At 42.8% G+C, this 19,870-nt stretch carries 14 protein-coding genes; 8 read left to right on the top strand and 6 right to left on the bottom strand.

Going from position 1 to position 19,870, the window contains the following annotated elements; all coding sequences use genetic code 11:
• Positions 1-60 precede the first annotated feature (60 nt).
• From cysS to BT127_RS10810, 6 genes are all read left to right on the top strand, one after another.
• The gene (gene cysS / locus BT127_RS10835) at positions 61-1,479 is read left to right on the top strand and encodes a cysteine--tRNA ligase (protein WP_075425019.1); all 1,419 of its coding nucleotides are present in this window, start codon (positions 61-63) and stop codon (positions 1,477-1,479) included.
• A 67-nt stretch (positions 1,480-1,546) separates the two neighbouring features.
• The gene (locus BT127_RS10830) at positions 1,547-2,332 is read left to right on the top strand and encodes an MBL fold metallo-hydrolase (protein WP_075425018.1); all 786 of its coding nucleotides are present in this window, start codon (positions 1,547-1,549) and stop codon (positions 2,330-2,332) included.
• Positions 2,329-2,805 (top strand): 23S rRNA (pseudouridine(1915)-N(3))-methyltransferase RlmH, encoded by a 477-nt coding sequence (gene rlmH / locus BT127_RS10825; RefSeq protein WP_075425017.1) that lies wholly within the window; start codon positions 2,329-2,331, stop codon positions 2,803-2,805. Before BT127_RS10830 ends, rlmH begins: the two co-directional genes overlap by 4 nt.
• A gap of 11 nt (positions 2,806-2,816) precedes the next feature.
• Complete coding sequence (locus tag BT127_RS10820; protein WP_075425016.1) at positions 2,817-3,653, top strand: hypothetical protein; 837 nt, start codon at positions 2,817-2,819, stop codon at positions 3,651-3,653.
• A 290-nt stretch (positions 3,654-3,943) separates the two neighbouring features.
• Positions 3,944-5,263 (top strand): hypothetical protein, encoded by a 1,320-nt coding sequence (locus BT127_RS10815; RefSeq protein ID WP_075425015.1) that lies wholly within the window; start codon positions 3,944-3,946, stop codon positions 5,261-5,263.
• Positions 5,264-5,388: 125 nt separating this feature from the next.
• Complete coding sequence (locus tag BT127_RS10810; protein ID WP_075425014.1) at positions 5,389-6,363, top strand: aldolase catalytic domain-containing protein; 975 nt, start codon at positions 5,389-5,391, stop codon at positions 6,361-6,363.
• Positions 6,364-6,560: 197 nt separating this feature from the next.
• Here BT127_RS10810 and BT127_RS10805 read toward each other — a convergent pair whose 3' ends face one another.
• Complete coding sequence (locus BT127_RS10805) at positions 6,561-6,965, bottom strand: hypothetical protein (RefSeq protein ID WP_075425013.1); 405 nt, start codon at positions 6,963-6,965, stop codon at positions 6,561-6,563.
• A 348-nt stretch (positions 6,966-7,313) separates the two neighbouring features.
• Between BT127_RS10805 and BT127_RS10800 the strand changes: the two genes are divergently transcribed.
• Together BT127_RS10800 and BT127_RS10795 are read left to right on the top strand one after the other, a co-directional pair.
• On the top strand, positions 7,314-7,871 hold the full coding sequence (locus BT127_RS10800) for an RNA polymerase sigma factor (RefSeq protein ID WP_075425012.1): 558 nt from the start codon (positions 7,314-7,316) through the stop codon (positions 7,869-7,871).
• Between the two features lie 11 nt (positions 7,872-7,882).
• Entirely contained in the window at positions 7,883-9,433 is a 1,551-nt protein-coding gene (locus BT127_RS10795) for a LolA-like protein (RefSeq protein ID WP_075425011.1), read from the top strand.
• A gap of 279 nt (positions 9,434-9,712) precedes the next feature.
• Here the strand turns inward: BT127_RS10795 and BT127_RS10790 are convergent, their stop codons facing one another.
• The 5 genes from BT127_RS10790 to BT127_RS10765 all read right to left on the bottom strand — a co-directional run bounded on the left by BT127_RS10790 (position 9,713) and on the right by BT127_RS10765 (position 19,817).
• On the bottom strand, positions 9,713-11,311 hold the full coding sequence (locus BT127_RS10790) for a lipopolysaccharide biosynthesis protein (RefSeq protein WP_075425010.1): 1,599 nt from the start codon (positions 11,309-11,311) through the stop codon (positions 9,713-9,715).
• Between the two features lie 225 nt (positions 11,312-11,536).
• The gene (glmM, locus tag BT127_RS10785) at positions 11,537-12,922 is read right to left on the bottom strand and encodes a phosphoglucosamine mutase (RefSeq protein WP_075425009.1); all 1,386 of its coding nucleotides are present in this window, start codon (positions 12,920-12,922) and stop codon (positions 11,537-11,539) included.
• A 156-nt stretch (positions 12,923-13,078) separates the two neighbouring features.
• Entirely contained in the window at positions 13,079-14,176 is a 1,098-nt protein-coding gene (locus BT127_RS10780) for an MBL fold metallo-hydrolase (protein ID WP_075425008.1), read from the bottom strand.
• A gap of 273 nt (positions 14,177-14,449) precedes the next feature.
• Entirely contained in the window at positions 14,450-17,305 is a 2,856-nt protein-coding gene (locus BT127_RS10770; RefSeq protein WP_075425007.1) for an ATP-binding protein, read from the bottom strand.
• Positions 17,292-19,817 carry a response regulator gene (locus BT127_RS10765; protein ID WP_075425006.1) on the bottom strand — a complete coding sequence of 842 codons (2,526 nt, stop codon included), beginning with the start codon at positions 19,815-19,817 and terminating at the stop codon, positions 17,292-17,294. Before BT127_RS10765 ends, BT127_RS10770 begins: the two co-directional genes overlap by 14 nt.
• Positions 19,818-19,870 lie beyond the last annotated feature (53 nt).

Here is a 19,870-nt window from a genome sequence, read left to right as displayed (position 1 = left end):
GCGTATCTACGCCTCCTGAGTCATTCTCAGGGGGCGTTTATTTTTTTAAGGAGGATAAACATGCAGTTATACAATTCACTTTCACATAAAAAAGAGGAGTTCATCCCTCGTGAGGCAGGCAAGGTAAGTATGTACACCTGCGGACCTACTGTCTATCACTACGCTCATATCGGCAACCTCAGAAGCTACATAATGGAGGATATACTGGAAAAATACCTCCGCTTCACAGGTCTGGACGTTAAGAGAGTCATGAACATCACCGACGTGGGACACCTTACAAGTGACGGCGATACAGGCGATGACAAGATGCTTAAGGGCGCTAAGCGCGAGCATAAGACCGTTATGGAGATAGCTAAGTTCTATACGGACGCTTTCTTCGATGACTGCAAAAAGCTCAACATAAAGACTCCCGACGTTGTAGTTCCCGCAACTACCTATATAGACGAGTTCATCCGTGTTATATCTTCACTCATGGATAAGGGCTACGCTTACGAGGCAGGCGGCAACATTTACTTCGATACATCAAAGCTGGAAAAATACTATGTATTCAACGATTTCAAGGAAGAGGACCTTGCTGTAGGTGTCCGCGAGGGCGTTGAGGAGGACAGCAACAAGCGCAATAAAGCCGATTTCGTACTGTGGTTCACAAAGTCCAAGTTCGATGACCAGGAGCTTAAATGGGATTCACCCTGGGGCGTAGGCTATCCCGGCTGGCATATCGAGTGCTCATGCATCAGCATGAAGAATCTGGGCGAGTACCTTGATATACACTGCGGCGGTATCGATAATGCTTTCCCACACCACACAAACGAGATCGCACAGTCCGAAGCTTACCTCGGCCATAAATGGTGCAATTACTGGTTCCACGTACTCCACCTCAACACAAACAGCGGCAAGATGAGCAAGAGCAAGGGCGAGTTCCTTACAGTTTCGCTTCTGGAGGAAAAAGGCTATCTGCCTGTAGTTTACCGTTTCTTCTGCTTACAGTCCCACTACAGAAAGTCGCTGGTATTCTCATGGGAGAACCTTGATAACGCAAAGCTGGCTTACAGCAAGCTCATAGAGAAGATAGCTCCCCTTACTGCCGATGCTTCGGGAGATACCGACAAGGCTGAATTCGACCGCCTTATGCAGAGCTTCAGAGAGGCTATGGATAACGACCTCAACACTGCTATGGGTATCACTGTACTCTATGACGTACTCAAATCAGGTGCAAACAACGCTACAAAGCTGGCACTTCTGGAGGAATTCGACAAGGTACTCGGTCTGGACCTCATCGCAAATGCAAAGAAATTCGCAGAGGAATCCGCTAACGCTTCATCCGATATCCCCGAGGAGGTAATGGCTCTCGTTGAACAGCGTCAGGCTGCACGTAAGGAGAAAAACTTCGCTCTTGCCGACGAGATACGCGATAAGATAACCGCACTCGGCTATGAGGTAAAGGAAACCCGTCAGGGAACCGAGATAAACAAGCTCTGATGCTTGACAAAAAAACTTAAAAGGCATATAATTTAAATGACGATATTTTCAGAACGGAGGCACTTCAATGGCACGCATATACCCCCTTTTCAGCTCAAGTAAGGGCAACAGTACCTTTATCGGTACAGAACAGGGCGGTATACTCATAGACTGCGGAGTGAGCTTCAAGCGGCTCTCTGCCGCTCTTGAAGTCAACAGGATTCCCCTTTCGGCTGTTCAGGCGGTCTTTATAACCCATGAACACTCCGACCACGTAACAGGTCTTAAAATGCTCACAAAACATACGGGTATGCCTGTATACGGTCAGAAGCGTACCCTTCAGAGACTCTGCGACAGCGATAAGATAGCGGCAAATTCTCCCGTTATCGATATGAACGGTATCACTATAAACTGCGGCGGATGCGAGGTAAGATGCTTCAATACTCCCCACGATACCATTCAGAGCTGCGGCTACAGGATACACACCTCCGATGACAAGCACTGCGCTGTCTGCACCGACCTGGGACATATAACTCCCGAGGTGGATGAGGCTCTTACAGGCTGCCGTCTGGTACTCCTTGAAGCCAACTACGACGAGGAGATGCTGCGGAACGGTCCCTACCCTCTTTACCTTAAGGAGCGCATACTTTCCTGCAACGGACATCTCTCCAATACCGACAGCGGCGCACAGGTAAGAAAACTCGTAACACAGGGCACTACACACATAATCCTCGGACATCTCAGCCAGGACAACAACCGTCCCTATATTGCCGACAAGACCGTTGAAAGCTGCCTTTCGGGCATGACTCGCGGCAGGGACTACCTTCTGGGCGTTGCACCTGTCGAAACTCAGGGAGGAGCTGTTATCTTCTGATGAATATAAACCTTATCGTCATAGGCAAGCTTAAAGAGGATTACCTCAGAAGCGCCTGTGCTGAATACATAAAGCGTCTGGGACGTTTCTGCACCTTCGAGCTCCACGAGCTGGACGAGTGCCGCCTCAGCGATAATCCCTCGGATAAGGAGATATCCGCCGCTCTCAAAAAAGAAGCGGAACAGATAAAACGCTACGCAAAGGGCATGATAGTCCCCATGTGCATCGAGGGAAAACAGCTCAGCAGTACCGAACTCTCACAGCAGATAACTCAGGCAGGTGTGAACGGCGAAAGCTGCGTCACCTTCATTATCGGAAGCTCCTTCGGTCTGGACCCCGATATAAAGGCTATGGGAAGCCTTAAGCTCTCTATGTCGAAAATGACCTTCCCCCACCAGCTTGCAAGAGTTATGCTGCTTGAACAGATATACCGCTGCTTCCAGATAGCAAGCGGAGGAAAGTACCATAAATAAGGAGGATGAATATGAAAAGAACATTGGCTGTTATCGCAGCGGCTTCCATGCTTGGATGCTTTACCGCCTGCGAGGACTACAATACATACGAAAACACAAGCGGCGCTTCTTCCGAGACCGTTACCACTGCTGCGGCAACTACTACAGCTGCTGCAACTACGGCAGCTACTACAGCTAAGGAGAAAAAGACAACTGCCGCCGCTGCATCAACTACAGCAGAAGCATCCTCCACAGAGAAAAAAGAAGATACTACCAAAGATACCACCACAGAAGCCACCAAAGAAGCTGAAAAAAATGCTGAAGAAGGCGGTATAACCGAACTGAAGGACAAACTCCAGTCCGCATCGATGCTCTTCAGAAAGAAAGAGCGGAATTCAACAGATACACGTACATTTGAAGCTTATGCCCGCTCCAAGGACGTAAGCGATAAACAGCTTGATTCCATACAGACTCTCATATGCGATAAGGAAACAGGCGAGATACTCTATCTCTCCGTATGCGATAAGAAGATCCCCTATTCCGATGCTGTCAGTTCCGACGACGATGCATACTACAAGAAAAGCGCCGAGGATATCGACGATATTATCGACGTAAAAGCCTACCTCAAGGACGTTTCGGGCAGCTACGAAGTCTATTTCGGTGCCGACGGAAAAACAGGAAGCTACACCGTTACCACCGATATGAAGGGCAGCGACCTTGTTAAAATGATGAAGGATTCATCGGACTATATGGACAAGCTCAGCAAAATAATGGGCGACCTTGATAACTCATTCATATACAAGATGAATAAGTACGAACCCTGGATGTACATTCCCTCATCACTGGGAAAGTCCAAAAAGAATCAGTGATCAGTGTAGGGGGCGACTCCTAACCGTCGCCCGTCCCCTCTGTCAGCTTCGCTGACATCTCCCTACACTGTAGGGAGTTACCCCACACTGTGGGGAGTCACCCACATCGCCCCTTTAGTTTTCAGAAAGCAGAAAGCAGTAGGGGCGCACAGTGTGCGCCCGTATTAGCCATTAGCCTTTAGCGTGTAGGGGCGCTTTCCGAGCGCCCGTGAAGAAATCAGAAAATAGTATGTATAAAGAGAACTTCATGTATAACAAACATGGATAATTTTTTATAAAGGAGTGAAAAAATGGTTTTAAAGAAAAAAGATCAGTACAATTCCAATGAAGAAATAGACAACTACTTATTAAACACTTACGGAATACGTAGTCTATATGATAAAAGTGAGATCCCACCTGATTCACTATCAATTTCTGGTTACACAGAAATTTCTTCATCAAATTTTGAACAAATAAATATGCTTTTTAATCAAATTCCAGGACTCGCTCTTCATGAACTAAGTCACCACGGAACTTATCGTGTTTACTTTGATAAAGGACTCGGCGTCCTGCAACAAGCTAAAGAAGGAAACGGATTTGTTAGAGGTAATATTGTTGAATTTGGAACAAATAATAATATTAAAGGCAGTGCATTATGGAAAGCGGCTTCTTCAGCTCCATTGATAGCAAACACTATTTTCTCCGCTATGTCGACAATTACTGGACAATACTTTCTTTCAGAAATAAATAGTAAACTGTCTTTATTAGATAAAAAAATCGACGAAATAAGGCAATTTCTTGAAATGGAAAAAACCAGTAAGGTTTGGGCAAACGAAAAATATTTACAGCAAGTTATTAGAGATTATAGTTCTATTCAATCTAATGATTACTTAAAGCAAGCTACTATTCAAATGTTACAACAAATACGTATAGATAGCTTATCTAACATCAATTTCTATTCAACATCTTTTCAAATCAAAAAAGAAGCGTTTCTACGATTAAAGAAAAAGGGGGAGAAAAAAGATATTCCTCCTGCAATAAACGACTTGGGTAATCTTATTCTTTGCTACAAATATGTTACCGCAACCTATTCATTAGCATATTACCTTGAAATGCTTATATCTGGTAATACTGATCAAAAATATCTTTCATCAATAAAAAGCGATATTATAGGTCAGGTCAATAATTATAACAGTAGCGTAAAAATGCTTGACTCAGATTTTAAAGAATTTTTAAATGATGCAAAAGCATATAAGGCAAATGAACTGATTAAAGATATAGGAAAAGTAGTAACCGGTGGTGTAACAAAAGCCTTTTTTGGCAGTTTCACTTTAGGTTATACAATTACTGATGCAATTAATGAAAAGTCAGATGATGCTAAAACCAAAGCAAAAAATGCTGTAGTGCAACAAGCAGAATCGTTAATAAAAGAATGCAACGATTTAAAACCTTTTGAACGCATAACCAAAGGACTAGCCCAGTATAATCAAATTATAAATAATAGTCAAATTGAATTAGTATACACAGACAATAAAGCTTATATCAAATTTACTGATATAAAAGCCGACAAAAAAGAAACAGAAGAAAAAGCTTCTAAGCAATTAAACAATAAAGAGGAAACTTTAAGATAAATATTTGAAAAATAGTGAAAACCATTTGACAAGTGAATATATTTGTGGTATAATACAGTCAATACAAATTCACTTTAAAGCGTTACAGCGTAAAGTGTGAAATCAAAGAAAGGATCGTTTTTAATATGAAGGAGTTATCAAAGCTTATGGATTACCGTCCTGACATAAAGGTTATAGACGCAACTCTCCGTGACGGAGGTCTCGTAAACGAGTTCCGCTTCACCGATGAATTCGTTAAGGCACTCTACAACGCTAATCTGCGTTCGGGTGTGGACTACATGGAGTTCGGCTATAAGGCTGATAAAGAAATGTTCGATGAATCAAAGTTCGGACCATGCAAGTTCTGCGATGACGAGTATATCCGCTCTATCGTTGGCGAGAACAATACAGACCTTAAGATAGGCGTTATGGCGGACGTTGGACGCTGCAACTACAAGGAGGATATCCACGACCGCTCAGAGAGTCCCGTGGACCTTATCCGTGTTGCAACTTACATCCACCAGATACCTACAGCAGTTGATATGATAGAGGATGCCAAGAAGAAGGGCTATGAGGTAAGCTGCAATATCATGGCTATATCTACAGCTCAGGAGAGCGATATCAGTGTTGCACTTGATATCCTCGGCAAGTCACCTGTTGACGTTTTCTACATCGTTGACAGCTTCGGCTCCCTCTACCCCGAACAGATAGCACGTATCGCTGCACTCTACGGCGAGATAGCTGATAAATACGGCAAGAAGCTCGGTATGCATGCTCACGATAACCAGAAGCTCGCTTTCGCTAACACTATAGAGGCTGTAGGCGACGGTGTAGACTGGCTCGACGCTACATACGCAGGTATGGGAAGAGGTGCAGGAAACTGCGCTATGGAGCTTCTTCTCGGCTTCCTTAAGAACCCCAAGTACAACGTATACCCTGTTATCCAGTTCATCGAGAAGTACATCCCCGAAGTACGTGCGGCAGGCGCGGTATGGGGTTACGATTTCCAGTACCTCATGACAGGTCTTCTGAACCAGCATCCAAGAACCGCGATCGAGTTCACAAAGCAGGGCAGAAAGGACTACGCAGAGTTCTACAAGGAAATAATCTCACAGGAATAATTGCAGCGGCGCTTCTTCAAGGAGCGCCACTTTTTTAATACGTAAAGCTGTTAGCCTTTGGCTTGTAGGGGCTGCCTTTGGCAGTCCGCACAGAAAGCAGTAGGGGCGCACACTGTGCGCCCTTGTAGCCTTAATATTTTAATTTGGTAAAAATTACGATACAGACATCAATTTATAATCTCGTTATTTATCATTAATCATTTTTTAAAGATTTTTATTATTTTTGAAAGAATATCTAACTGAGGTGTCTCTTGCTTTTGACTATTCATTTTGTTCATATATTCTTCGTATTCCCTGTCTTTTTTTATACGTCGCTCTTTTCTTTGTTCCGATGTATGTTGTTCTATTTCCGCTCTTCTTTTTGAATCAATATTGATTTTTTCAACTATTTCTTCAGCCCATTCAGTCCAACTCCAATGACGCGCAGCATGACCACCATATCCATTATCTTTTTCTTTTTTAGTAGCATATTTCTCACCTTTTTTGGTTAGAGAATAGTTTCCTGGCTCACCTTTAAGATAGCCTTCTTCTTTGAGATAAACATTCATTTCTTGTGAATTCAAACCAAATAATTTTCCTAACCTTTTAGCTGATAATCCCATTTTTATCCTCCTTTTGGTTTTAGTAAAATACTCACAGTTAGAGAATGATTCCAAATGATTCCAATTTAATTATATCAAACGATGATAAAAAAACAATATGATAAGCTAATAATTTACAAAAAAGTTGCAATGAATGTAATTATCATGTGAATTATTACAAATAGTTTTAGTGGGGCGTCGTCCCTACATTCAGATTCATCACCGCAGGCGATACCACAAGCTAAAGGCTAACGGCTAAAAGCTAATAGCTTAATATAAAAAAAGTGTTGCACTTTCCCCCACCCGATTGTATATATAAATGAAAACGATCTGCAGACTTCGCTTTACATGAAAGAAAGGAGGAGCGTAATGACAGAAAACGAACTTAAAAACCTCATCCGCAGCAACCCCGATGACGGCTTCCGGCAGCTCTTTGAGCAGTACCACGGATACGCATTTACTATCATCCACCGTACTCTCGGCGGAACAGGCTGCGCTAAGGACGCTGAGGATTGTATCGTTGATACCTTCGCAGATGTCATACTCCACTACGATACATACGCGAAAGGCTCGCTCCGCTCATACATAGGCGCTGTTGCAAGGAACAAGGCAATAAACCTCAAACGCTCGCTGACAGCTGCCGAATTCTATACAGTCGGTGATGAAGAAACAAACGATATCCCCGATAACTCGGACTCGATAGAGGAATCCGCCGAGAAGTCACAGACCTTCCGACTTCTCCTTGACAAGGTCGAGGGACTCGGCAAACCAGATTCAACTATCATCATCCACAAATTTTTCTTCGACATGAGCTCCATAGAGATAGCAAAGACCGTGGGAATGACTCCTGCGGCAGTAAGGATGCGGCTTAGCCGTTCCCTTAAAAAGCTGAAAAAGTCTCTCGAAGAGCTTGGTGTAACACTTTAAGGAGGATAACTATGAAAGGTGAAAATAAAATAAACGAACTGTTCTCACACTCTGATAACGAGGACGCTCAGCGCATATCCGATGCTCACCCTGTTTTCAGCGAAGCAAAGAAGGATGAGCTTTATAAACGCATACAGGACAGAGTTGCAGCAGAAAAGAGCGGAAACGATTTTGCGGACAAGGTAACAGGTGTTGAAGTTCATCACGGACACGGCATCATGAGATATATCGGCATTGCAGCTGCACTTGCTGTACTCATCGGCGGTATCGGCGGAGGTCACTACCTCATCAGGAACAATATGAATCCCGACCGCACATTCAGCGAAATTGAAACTGAAGAATCAACCGAAACTTCCGAAGTTCAGGAAGCTACAGAAGAAACTGAGGAAGAACCTGCAGAAGAAGCAGTTATCCAGGACTTCGATATGTCAACACAGATGGGCGTATTCGGCAAGATGCTCAACAGCATCGATTACTACGACTATGCATCAGGCGTCATGATACAAAGCGATACAGCACGTAACGACCTCTGTACAGAGTCCGCATTCAACGTTGACCTTACTACAGGAAAGTCACTGGACGTTCTTACACGCTACAACATCTACAACGATTACCACGATGTTGCAAACGATCAGCCCCTTGAAGGCGAAATGGATCAGTATCTCGGCGTATTCGATGTTTACTGCGACGGCACTAACGAGCTTGAAATGGCCCATGATTCAAATATTGCACGTATCGCAACTGCGGAAGAAAATCAGGCTCAGCACCGTACAAGCGATCAGCTCGATCCTCAGACAGTCATCGACTATATGAACAGCATCGATATACCAAGCGATGCGGATTATTACACTCCCACTATCGCATACTTTGAAAACGGCGATGTTCAATTAAGAGGTATATGCTCCAACACAAGAGCAGCGTTCAATCTGCTTGAACCGGGTTACACTGCTGTAGATTTTCTCTACGACTTCTCAACATGGGATATAACAAACGAGTCCTTTGAGTATGCAGGAAGAGACTGCGTAGTTCTCGAGGGTACACATCCACGTATCTCAGCAGGACTTATCCCTTACAGAGGTCTCAGCAACTTTACATTCGTAGTTGACAAGGCTACAGGATGCCTTCTTAAAATGCAGACCTTCGACACTGACGGAGAGCTCATCGAATGGATGGTAACAAAGGATATCCGCTTCGATGCCGATGCTGAACCCGTACCCGAAAAGGATCTTGAGATACACCGCACTGATGAATACTTCACAGAGCCGGAGATAAATACAAACAGCCACGGCGAGACCTACGGCAGCTGCAATGGGGCAATAGTACGCGAAAACTATGATAAACTGCCCGACCTTATATACAACTGCCTGTTCTATGACGGCGGCGGATACTTCCGCAAGGACGATCTCTTTGAAGCTTTCGGCGATCAACCCGAGGATGTAATGAAGAGATATGCAGTTGTAAGAGTTGACGACGGTGAACCTTCACCCGCAGGAACAGACATAAAGATATATGACGAAGAGGGCGAAAACGTGCTCTTCACACTGGTATACTATCAGAAGTAAATACAACCATTATCAGGGGAAAACCTTTCTGAGGAAAGGTTCTCCTCTTACGGAGGCGGTCCCCTCTGTCCTTCGGACATCTCCCCGCACTGCGGGGAGTCACCCCCGAACCCCTTTTCCAAAGACTTTTTGCCCCAAATTTTAAGCCTGACATGGCACTCACTCACAGTATCTCTTAATCATTAGTTTTACTGAAGTGCCATGTCAGGCTTAAAATTTAAAGTAAAGGCATAAAAAGAAATCAGGGGATGCCTCTTCAAAGGCATCCCCATTAATACTTTATTTCTTCTTTTTGTTCTTGTTGTCAGTCTTCTTAACGTCAGCTTCTTCCTCGATCTCGTCAGCTATCTCTTCAATAGCCTCTGCAAGATCATCAGACTCTTCATCTGTATCGTCCTCAGAGCCGGAAGTTCCTTCAACAAGTCCTTTTCTCTTTCTTGTTTCGCCTACGATAGCCTCAATGAATGCTACTGCGAAGTAGATCATTACTGCAAGTCCTTCAAGGAGAATTAACGGAAGCTTTGCATTGTCAATGATTCTTCCGAGTCTTCCGACTACTGAATCAGATGCAGGAACAAGGATGTTATAAGCATTTCTGAAAGTTACGTTCTGATAGTAGTCATCAGCTGTCTTTGAAACGATATCAACAAGCTCATTTACCTTATCGCTGAGCTTTGAAAGTCTGCTGTCTACCTCAGCCTTCTGAGCGTCCGTAGCGGTTGTATTGCCCTTAAGAGCATCTTTTCTGTCGTTATAGTAGTTGATACTTTTCTTTGTCTCTGCAAGATCAGTTGCAGCGTTGTTCTTCTGGTTTATCATCTTATCGTACTGTGCTGAAGCCTGAGTGATAGTGCTGTCAACATTTACGTCCTGATTTCCGATAATAACGACCTGATCCTTTTCGTACTGCTTGATAGAATCGTCATATACCTTGATCTGCTCTTCAAGCTCTGCCTTTTCACGAGCAAGTGCCTTAAGACGGTATTCGCAGTATGAAATAGCTTCTTCCTTATCCTTTGTTACATTGTTGAGTGAGATATAGGATGAAATTCTGTCAACATCAACACTCTGGAGAGTTCTTATAGCCTGATAGATATCATCGAATGTGTATCCTGTCTCGGATGAACGGAATCTTGTAGCGTCCTCGCTGTCAAGAGACTTAACATACTTTCTGAGTGTTGAAAGGCTGTTGCTGAGAACATCGAGAGCCTCGGGGTAGTCATACTCGGTATAGTCGATAGCCTTTACAGCGCTTCCGAGAGATTCGTTATAGCCGTATGTCTCGTAGAAGTAGTTCTGGTATTCTTCAAGCATGGTATTGAATACATCAAGTGCCTGAGAGGAACTGAGTTCTGTATCGTTGTAATCGAAATAAACCTCATACTGTGTAGGATAGTAAGTAACATCCAGCATTTCCTCAGCAGCCTGAAGATTACCGCTGCTAGCTGTCTCGTAAACGCTCTTATAAACAGTGATCCTGTCCATAGCGTCCTTAGGGATGATGCCCTTGAACTTGATACCCTTTCTGATATCCTCAACGTGCTCAAGTGACAGATCAAGATCTGTAAGAGCTCTTTCGATAACATTAGGGTTCTTTATAGAATTGATATCGAACTTTCTGCCTGCGGGGTCCTTACCCTTTTCAATACCTGAGTAAGAGAAGCTTACAAGAGCAGTAAGCTCCGGTTTTTTAACATGAGTGGTAAGAGTAGCAAATCCGAAAGAAGCAACGAAAAAGAATACAGCTGCAACGAGCCATATAGTGAAATATTTCTTAAGCTTTTTCAGAATGGCTGAAATGGATATAACTACTTCGTCCTGATCTTTCTCTTCATTTTTCAGCGTAATATTGAGATTACGTTCATTTGAAACTGCCATTTTGACCTCCCGATCCTTTGTTTTATAGTTTAGTAAGACGGCAGTATGTACAAGCCGTCACTATATAATGATATCACTTTTTCGGTACAAAGTCAATGATTTTGGTGTGAATTAAAAAATTTCCTGTATTTCGGCAAAAACAGAGATTGTTCGTCCCGAATTTTTGATAATAATTACGAAAAACGGACTTCCGCACAAGCTGAAAGTCCGTTATTATATATCATATCAGACTGTATGTCCTTTTTCCTTTATGACGCTGACAACGCTGTTTACCAGTTCACGGCAGATATCTTCGTTCTCAGCCTCGACCATTACACGTACGACTGGCTCTGTACCGCTTTCACGCACAAGAATACGTCCTGTATCGCCGAGCTTTTCAGCAGCAGCAGATACAGCCTTCTGTACGTCGGGATCAGCCTGCGCTGCGGACTTATCCTTGACTCTGACGTTTTCAAGTACCTGAGGATATACGATGAGAGGAGCAGCAAGTTCGCTGAATTTCTGCTTCTTGGACATGATGACCTGCATCATCTTAAGGCTTGTAAGAATACCGTCACCTGTTGAAGCATACTTCGAGAAGATAATGTGTCCCGACTGCTCACCGCCGAGGATACAGCCGTTCTCCTTCATGTATTCGTATACGTATTTATCACCTACGGCAGTTTTAGCGTAGTTGATACCGAGTTCGTCAAAGGCTCTGAAAAGTCCGAAATTGGACATTATAGTAGCAACTACAGTGTTATTTATAAGCTTGCCGCGTTCCTTCATGTAGCGACCGTATATGTAGAGTATGTGGTCACCTGTGATGATATTGCCCTTTTCGTCCACACAGAGGCATCTGTCTGCATCGCCGTCATAAGCGAAGCCTGCATCAAGACCGTTCTCTACAACGTACTTCTGAAGCACTTCTATGTGGGTAGAACCTGCATTGTTGTTTATATTAGTACCGTTAGGCTCTGCATTGATAACGTGAGTCTCAGCGCCGAGAGCATCGAATACAGCCTTAGCAATATTCCATGAAGCACCGTTAGCGCAGTCCAGACCTATCTTCATGCCGCGGAAAGAATACATTCCGAGAGAGATAAGATAGCCTACATATCTGTTTCTGCCTGCGATATAGTCAACAGTACGTCCTATTTTTTCATCGTGAGCGTAGGGAAGCTCCTGCCACTTCTGACCAAATGCATCGAGTTCGCCGTCCAGGTAAGCCTCGAGGAGGGTTATGACCTCATCCTCCATCTTCTCGCCGTTGCCGTTGATGAGCTTTATACCGTTATCGTAGTAAGGATTATGGCTTGCGGAAATCATTATACCGCAGTCGAAACCGTCCACACGGGTAACATAAGCAACCGAAGGAGTTGTAGTTACGTGAAGAAGGTAAGCATCCGCACCTGAAGCAGTGAGACCTCCAACCAGTGAATACTCGAACATATAGCTTGAACGGCGTGTGTCCTTACCAATAACTATGCGCGGAGCGCTGTCGTCGCCATTGCGTCTTTTGAGCTCGCCGTAATACCAGCCAAGAAATCGTCCAACTCTGAAAGCATGGTCTGCTGTGAGGTTCTCATTTGCAGTACCTCTGAAACCGTCTGTACCAAAATACTTTCCCATATTTGTCTCCTTAATCCTGAGAAAAAATCAGGTAATAAAATTTGCCCGAATCATCCTATTTCGGGGAATGTCGTGTATTCTTTCATTATATCACAATATTCTACAATAGTCAATTGATTATACGCAGAAAACTAACATCATATAACCGGAAAGGAATCATTTATACTCATCCCACCAGTGTTCATCAGCTCCTGAGAGTTCATCAAAGCTGAGAGTTTCACCGATACGCGGTGCCGCAGCTGTTATACCCTGTTTCTTTGCCTCTGCAAGAGTATCCTCCGCAGGCTGATACCACGGAATAGAACGATAGACATAAGCGCCCCAATGTACAGGGACAAGACAAGCCGCATGTACATCCTGTGCAGCCTTTACAGCTTCATCAGGGTACATATGTGACCATGTAGGCATATCCTCACCTGCGTCTGCGAGCATAAGGTCAGTCTCACCGAATTTCTCGTATATCTGAGCAAAAGTACTGCACATACCGCTGTCACCTGTGAAATAAACGCTGTGAGAGTCATCCTTCATGTAAATTCCGCCCCATAAAGTGGAATTAAGAAAGAAACTGAATCTCCCTGAATAATGCTGAGCATGAGTAAGAGTGTAAGTAACTCCACCTATCTCAACGTCCTCCCACCAGTCAAGAGCGTGGATCTTTGAATCGTCAACGCCCCAGCTTTCGAGGGTAACATCCACACCGAGCGGTACAACATATTCCTTAACTTTCTCATCGATAGCCCTTATCGAGTAGAAATCGAGATGATCGTGATGATCGTGGGAAATGCAGAGAACGTCTATATCAGGCAGCGAATCGGGATCCAGAGGGTATTCGGATATTCGATCAGGAAGAGCGGAGAACCTTTTCCCGCTGTCTGGAACAATGAGTGGATCAAGAAGGATATTCTGATCTCCGAGCTGAACGATCGAGGAAGAGTGTCCAAGCCACGTAAGCTTAAGTTCGCCCTTTTCAGCACGCTTCAGTTCACTTATATGTTCAGCACCAACGGTTTTTGAAGGCATTTCAAGCTTTGCAACCGGATGGGCAGGTGCTGAATCAGCAGTATTCTCAGGATTATGAAACTGATTGTCATGATAATATTCATTTTTTTCGGAATATTCAGCCCTGAGCGCCTTTCCCGGAGTACTGCCGATCGGTTTAAAGTAATATGCCAGAAACAGCGATATAACTATCATAAGAAATAACAGTACCGCAAAAACAACGATAATTACTTTAAGAGCTTTTCTACTTTTCATCCTTTTACCTCCTTAAAATAAAAAAAGTCGTTTTCTTAATGAAAACGACTCATTTGGCTCCCCCTGCCCGGCTCGAACGGGCGACAACTCGGTTAACAGCCGAGTGCTCTACCACTGTAAGTGATTTATACCCAAAAGTGTCAAAACTTCACTTAATTCTAAATATTTGATTAATGAAATTATATCATAAAAAAAGCATAATTTCAAGACCATTTTTTAGATTAGAATCAAAATTAAGAACAATGATGTTTACAACAAAAGATAAAACACACTTCATATCAATAGTTCAATAAGCGTCTTTCTGATCTGTTCTATATCATACGGTTTCGCAAGATGACCGTTCATTCCAGCAGACAAAGCAAGCTTTTTATCTTCATCAAATGCATTTGCAGTTACAGCAACTATTGGAATATCAGCTTTTCCGTTATCATCTAATGAACGTATCCTTTTTGCGGCTTCATAACCATCCATAACGGGCATTTGTATATCCATAAGAACAATAGAATAATATCCTGCATCAGCTTCTTTGATCTTTCTGACGGCACTTTCTCCGTTTTCGGCAATATCAACTGTCAAGCCCATTTCTTCAAGAATTGCTTTTGCGATCATCTGATTCATTTCATTATCCTCAGCAATAAGAACCGTTTTTCCTTTAATATCATGAATACTGACTGTATCACCCTTATTCTTGTCTGTGCCATCATCTTCTGATACTTTATCAACTATCCTGCAAGGCAGATAAACTATAAATTCACTTCCGCTCCCTTCCTCGGAGTTTACAGAAATAGTTCCTCCCATCATATCTACTATTTTCTTGGTGATAGCCATGCCAAGTCCCGTTCCCTGAATACCGCTGACTGTACTGGTCTGTTCACGGGTAAAGGCATCGAATATCATATTGCGGAACTCTTCACTCATACCGATACCGTTATCCTTTATACGAAATTCAAACCATGCTGTTTTATTATCCTCGGGCTGTTTCTCTATAACTTTCAGACTTATCATTCCGCCTGTGGGAGTGAACTTTACTGCATTAGAAAGTATATTCAGCAATACCTGCTGAAGTCTGAGCTTATCGACAAAGATATCATCATGTATGATGTCATTTGTGTCGATATTGAAATTAAGCTGTTTAGATGAAATATTGGCATGAACAATGGTACATATATCATTTATAACATCTGTCAGGTGTGCTTCAGATGCATTTATCAACACCTTGCCGCTTTCTATGCGGCTCATATCCAGTACATCGTTTATCAGAGACAACAAATGCTGACTTGAAACACTTATCTTGCCAAGATAATCCCGCACCTTCTCCTTGTTGTCTATATGCGAATCCGCAAGCGCTGTAAATCCTATAATAGCGTTCATAGGAGTACGTATATCATGTGACATATTATTGAGAAATACAGTCTTTGCACGGTTTGCGTGTTCTGCCGCCGACAGCGCATCGGAAAGTGCGTCCTTGTTCTCATCAAGCTCTTTATTCGCCTGTTCGAGTTCAAGTCTTGACTTTTCTATAATAGCAAGCTCCTTTCTCGAACGCTTTATATCACGGACAAGCAGAAACATAACAAGCCCCGTTATTACACCAGCTATTGCAATGAACACGGCTGCATTATCCCTTAACGCCTCTGTAAAGCCATAATTATACAGTTCATCTGTATATCTGTATGCCCGATTATGAGCATATTCACTGCCAACAACTGCAATTCCCCTATTGATCAGCTTAAGCAGCTCCTCGTTTCCGATCTTTACACCGATACAGCGATCATCATTCCTGCTTATGTTACGATGTGAAAGATTGCGGAATCTGCTGTTTTTCAGAATATCTGTAGCCCTCATGCCATCCAGTGTAGTAGCCCCTGCTTTGCCTGAGAGCACAGCTTCAAGACATTCTTCAATAGAATCACAGCTGATGATTTTTGCATCAGGATAATTTGTGATGATATAGTAGTACTGTATCGTGTTGTTTCGGTTTACCGCAAAACTGCTTACTGTATCGTTATCATATCCGTTATTGTAAACGAGTTCTGTCGTGGTAGAAATTATAGGACTTGACTGGTATATCCCATTTTCTTCGGAATAGTAAAGACCTCCGCCAACAGGAAAAGCTGCATCTATCATATCCGTTTGCACAGCAGCTATCATATCATCATAGTTTTTATATCCTGTATAGGTCACATTGATCTTATTAAGCCCAAGGTCATTAAATATTTCAGGGATAAGATCCTTTATTAAACCTGTAACGCTGCCGCTCTTTCCCGTGTCACTGTATGGGAGACAGTTTTCCAGATATCCAATCCTTATCTCACTGTGAGTATCTATCCATTCTTTTTCAGCAGCTGAAAAAGCTCTTGACGAAACGCTTACAGGAAAGTATTTGTGATTCAGATAATTAAGATAATCAGGCTCATCAGCCGCAAGCATATTCTGTGCTGTATCAAGCTCAGAAAGGATGTCACTGCGGTATCTGCTTACACACAAATAATAGTTTGAGTCTCCGAATGGAAAAAGAACCTCGGCGTGGTCTCTGCCGTAAGCGCCGTCACCTTCAGCCGCCAGTATATCAACATTCTTTGAATCAAATTCGGAAAAAAGCTCCTCATAATCAGAAAATGCCATTACCTCTGCTTTTATGGCATGACTGTCAAGATATTCTCTCAGCGTATCTACCATTGCACTGTCCAGCACACCTATCTTTTTTCCGTTAAATGTCTGAGGATCAGCAGTAATGTCAGTATCTGTCTCATGCTTCACAAAGTTATACGTTTCACTTCCCATAGGAAGATCAGGATATCCTATAAGCTCTTTCCGTTCTTCCTTATATGCAAGTCCCGCAACAACATCTACTTCACCGGCAAGAAGCATATCATATACATCCCCGAAGCTACCATAGACGTATTCATATTCCCAGCCAGTGTACTCTGAGAGTTTAAGGTAATATTCATATGCATATCCCGATTTTACGATGCCATCTTTTGCGCCTTCCTGAAAGACTTCATTTTCATAGTATCCTACACGTATCGTTTTTGGTTGTTCCTGTGCAGAAACTCTTATCGGTACAGCAAATGTCATTATTATTGTCAGTATTATAATAAAAGCGGCTATTGCTTTATTTTTCTGCATTGTTGTATCCTCTCAGGTGTAAGTTGGTCTGTTCTGCATCCCATATCAGTTCTTCCAGCGTATGATACAGACGCTCTGCTTCAACAGGCTTTGATAAATGTGCGTTCATTCCGACCTGTAATGATAATTGAACATCCTCGTCAAAGGCATTGGCAGTCATAGCAATGATCGGTACTTTTTCAGCGTCGGGGCGTCCAAGTGAACGTATTTCTGCTGTAGCTTCAAGTCCGTCCATTTCCGGCATACGAACGTCCATCAATACAGCATCATAATATCCGACCTGACTTTCCGAAAACATTTCAACAGCAATTTTCCCGTTCTCTGCATGGTCTGTTATCATTCCCTTTATTTTCAGCAGTTCTTTCATTATCTCTGCATTAATAAAGACGTCTTCAGCAAGAAGAATATGCTTTCCATTGAGATCTGCACGTTTTATTTCACGAAGCATGAGCATATTGTTTTTTCTAGCAATACGCTCAAATTCACTTATTACATCTGAGGCAAACAGCGGTTTTGCAAGGAAGCTGTCAACTCCGATATACATTGCCTTGTCCATGATCTCGTCCCAGTTGAAAGACGTAAGTATTATAATAGTCGTTTCTTTTCTGTAGAGTTTTCGTATCTCTTCTGCACATTCGATGCCGTCCATATCCGGCATTTTCCAGTCGAGAAGCACAAGATTATACGGTTCATGCTTTGTATGCTGCACCTCCAGCATTTTCAGTGCGCTCCTGCCATCAAGGCAGATATCAGCCTTGATACCAGCTTCATCAAGCACTATCTTTGCGTGTTCGGCGGCTACTTCCTCATCATCTACTACAAGCACACGCATTTCTTTTGAATCAATGAATACATCTTCCGCTCCGCTGCGCTCGCAGTTTTTCAGCGTTACAACAACGGTGAATTCCGTACCAACGCCCTTTTCTGATTTTACTGATATAGTACCATTCATAATATCTGCTATATTCTTAGCAATTGCCATTCCAAGCCCTGTGCTGCCATACTTATTATTTCTGCTTGAATCTTCCTGTGCAAAGGTGTCAAAAACCTTTGGTAAAAATGCCTTATCCATTCCTATCCCTGTATCCTTGACAATAAATCTGATTGTTGATTTATCTTCAAAAACCGCAGTACGTTCAACAGTAAGCGAAATATTTCCCGGAGCATCTGTGAATTTTATAGAATTGCTGAGAATATTGATTAATATCTGCTTCAGCTTCATATCATCACCGATATAATAATCAGAAATACCGCCGATAACCTTGCATTCATATTTCAGCCCCTTATCCCTGCACTGTGTCATTACAATAGTATTTATCTGTTCAAGCATTGCACGGAATGAAAATTCCTCTTTCCCGAGTATCATTTTTCCCGATTCAATACGGCTCATATCAAGAATATCATTGATAAGTCCCAGCAAATGCCTTGCGCTTTCGCCTATCTTTTCAAAACACTCCCTTGTTTCAGGGTCAAGATTTGTCTTTCTCAGCGCAAGGCTGTCAAGACCGATTATGGCATTCATTGGTGTGCGTATCTCATGGCTCATACTGGATAAAAATGCTGTCTTTGCCCTGTTCGCCTGTTCAGCAGCTTCAAGAGCTTCACTTAATGCCTGATTTTTTGCCATTGTTTCACGCATTTCCTTGTCGATATTGGTGAGCCCAAGACCTATCGCATGGACTATATGATCATCTCTGTCCTCAGCATGGCGCACTCCTGCCATTCTTATCATCTCATAATAATCAGAACCGTTTCTGTGTGCAAGATAACGATATGCAATGATAATATTCTCCGACAGTGCCTTTCTGATATTATCGGGATCAATAAACTCAAGAAAACCGTCACGGTAATTCTCGTCAACGGAATGCTCAGCATACCATTTAAAGCGTTCATAGTATGGAAAGTGTACACCTTCTGCTGTCTGCTCCTTATCCTCTGGATCTGCTCGATAACATACGCCGTCATTCATATCAAGGTCGATATGATAAACGCTTCTGTAATCAGAGGCAAGTGCAGTTATCATCTTATCCTGCTGTTCACGCTGATTCTGCTCCTCAATAAGTTTTTCCTGAAAGGCAAGGCGCTTTTCAAGTTCCTGCTGTTCATGCTTTTTGGTTATATCAGAAATAAACACATAATATATACCGCCGTATGCTTCTGTCTCGGTATAATGACCGTAATCATCCACCCAGCGGATTTCCCCGTCTTTCCTGATTATACGGTACTCAACACAGTCAAAATTATCCTCATTTTTCTTGATTTGTTCAATAATCGAACCGGAAACAGCTGCCTTGTCATCAGGGTGTACCATTCCGTGAAAGGTATAGCCGGTCAGTTCTTTGAATTCAGAAATATCCTTGCAGCCAAAAATACTAAAAACTGCGGCATTTGCATAAAGCAGCTCCTCAGTTTCATTCGCTCTGTATATAAAGAAGCCGCCAGGCATCATTCTTCCTATTGCCTTTACAATGTGCATTGTCTGTTCGTTCAGTTCAAAATGCTTGCCAAACATGACTTATTCCTCCAAAATTGATTAGTATCATGAAAAAAGGGAACACTTCAAAA

This window comes from Ruminococcus sp. XPD3002, assembly GCA_900119535.1.
GTDB classification, from domain to species: domain Bacteria; phylum Bacillota; class Clostridia; order Oscillospirales; family Ruminococcaceae; genus Ruminococcus; species Ruminococcus flavefaciens_H.
Note: the sequence above shows the minus strand (reverse complement) of the source record. Positions and strands in the feature narration are given on the sequence as shown.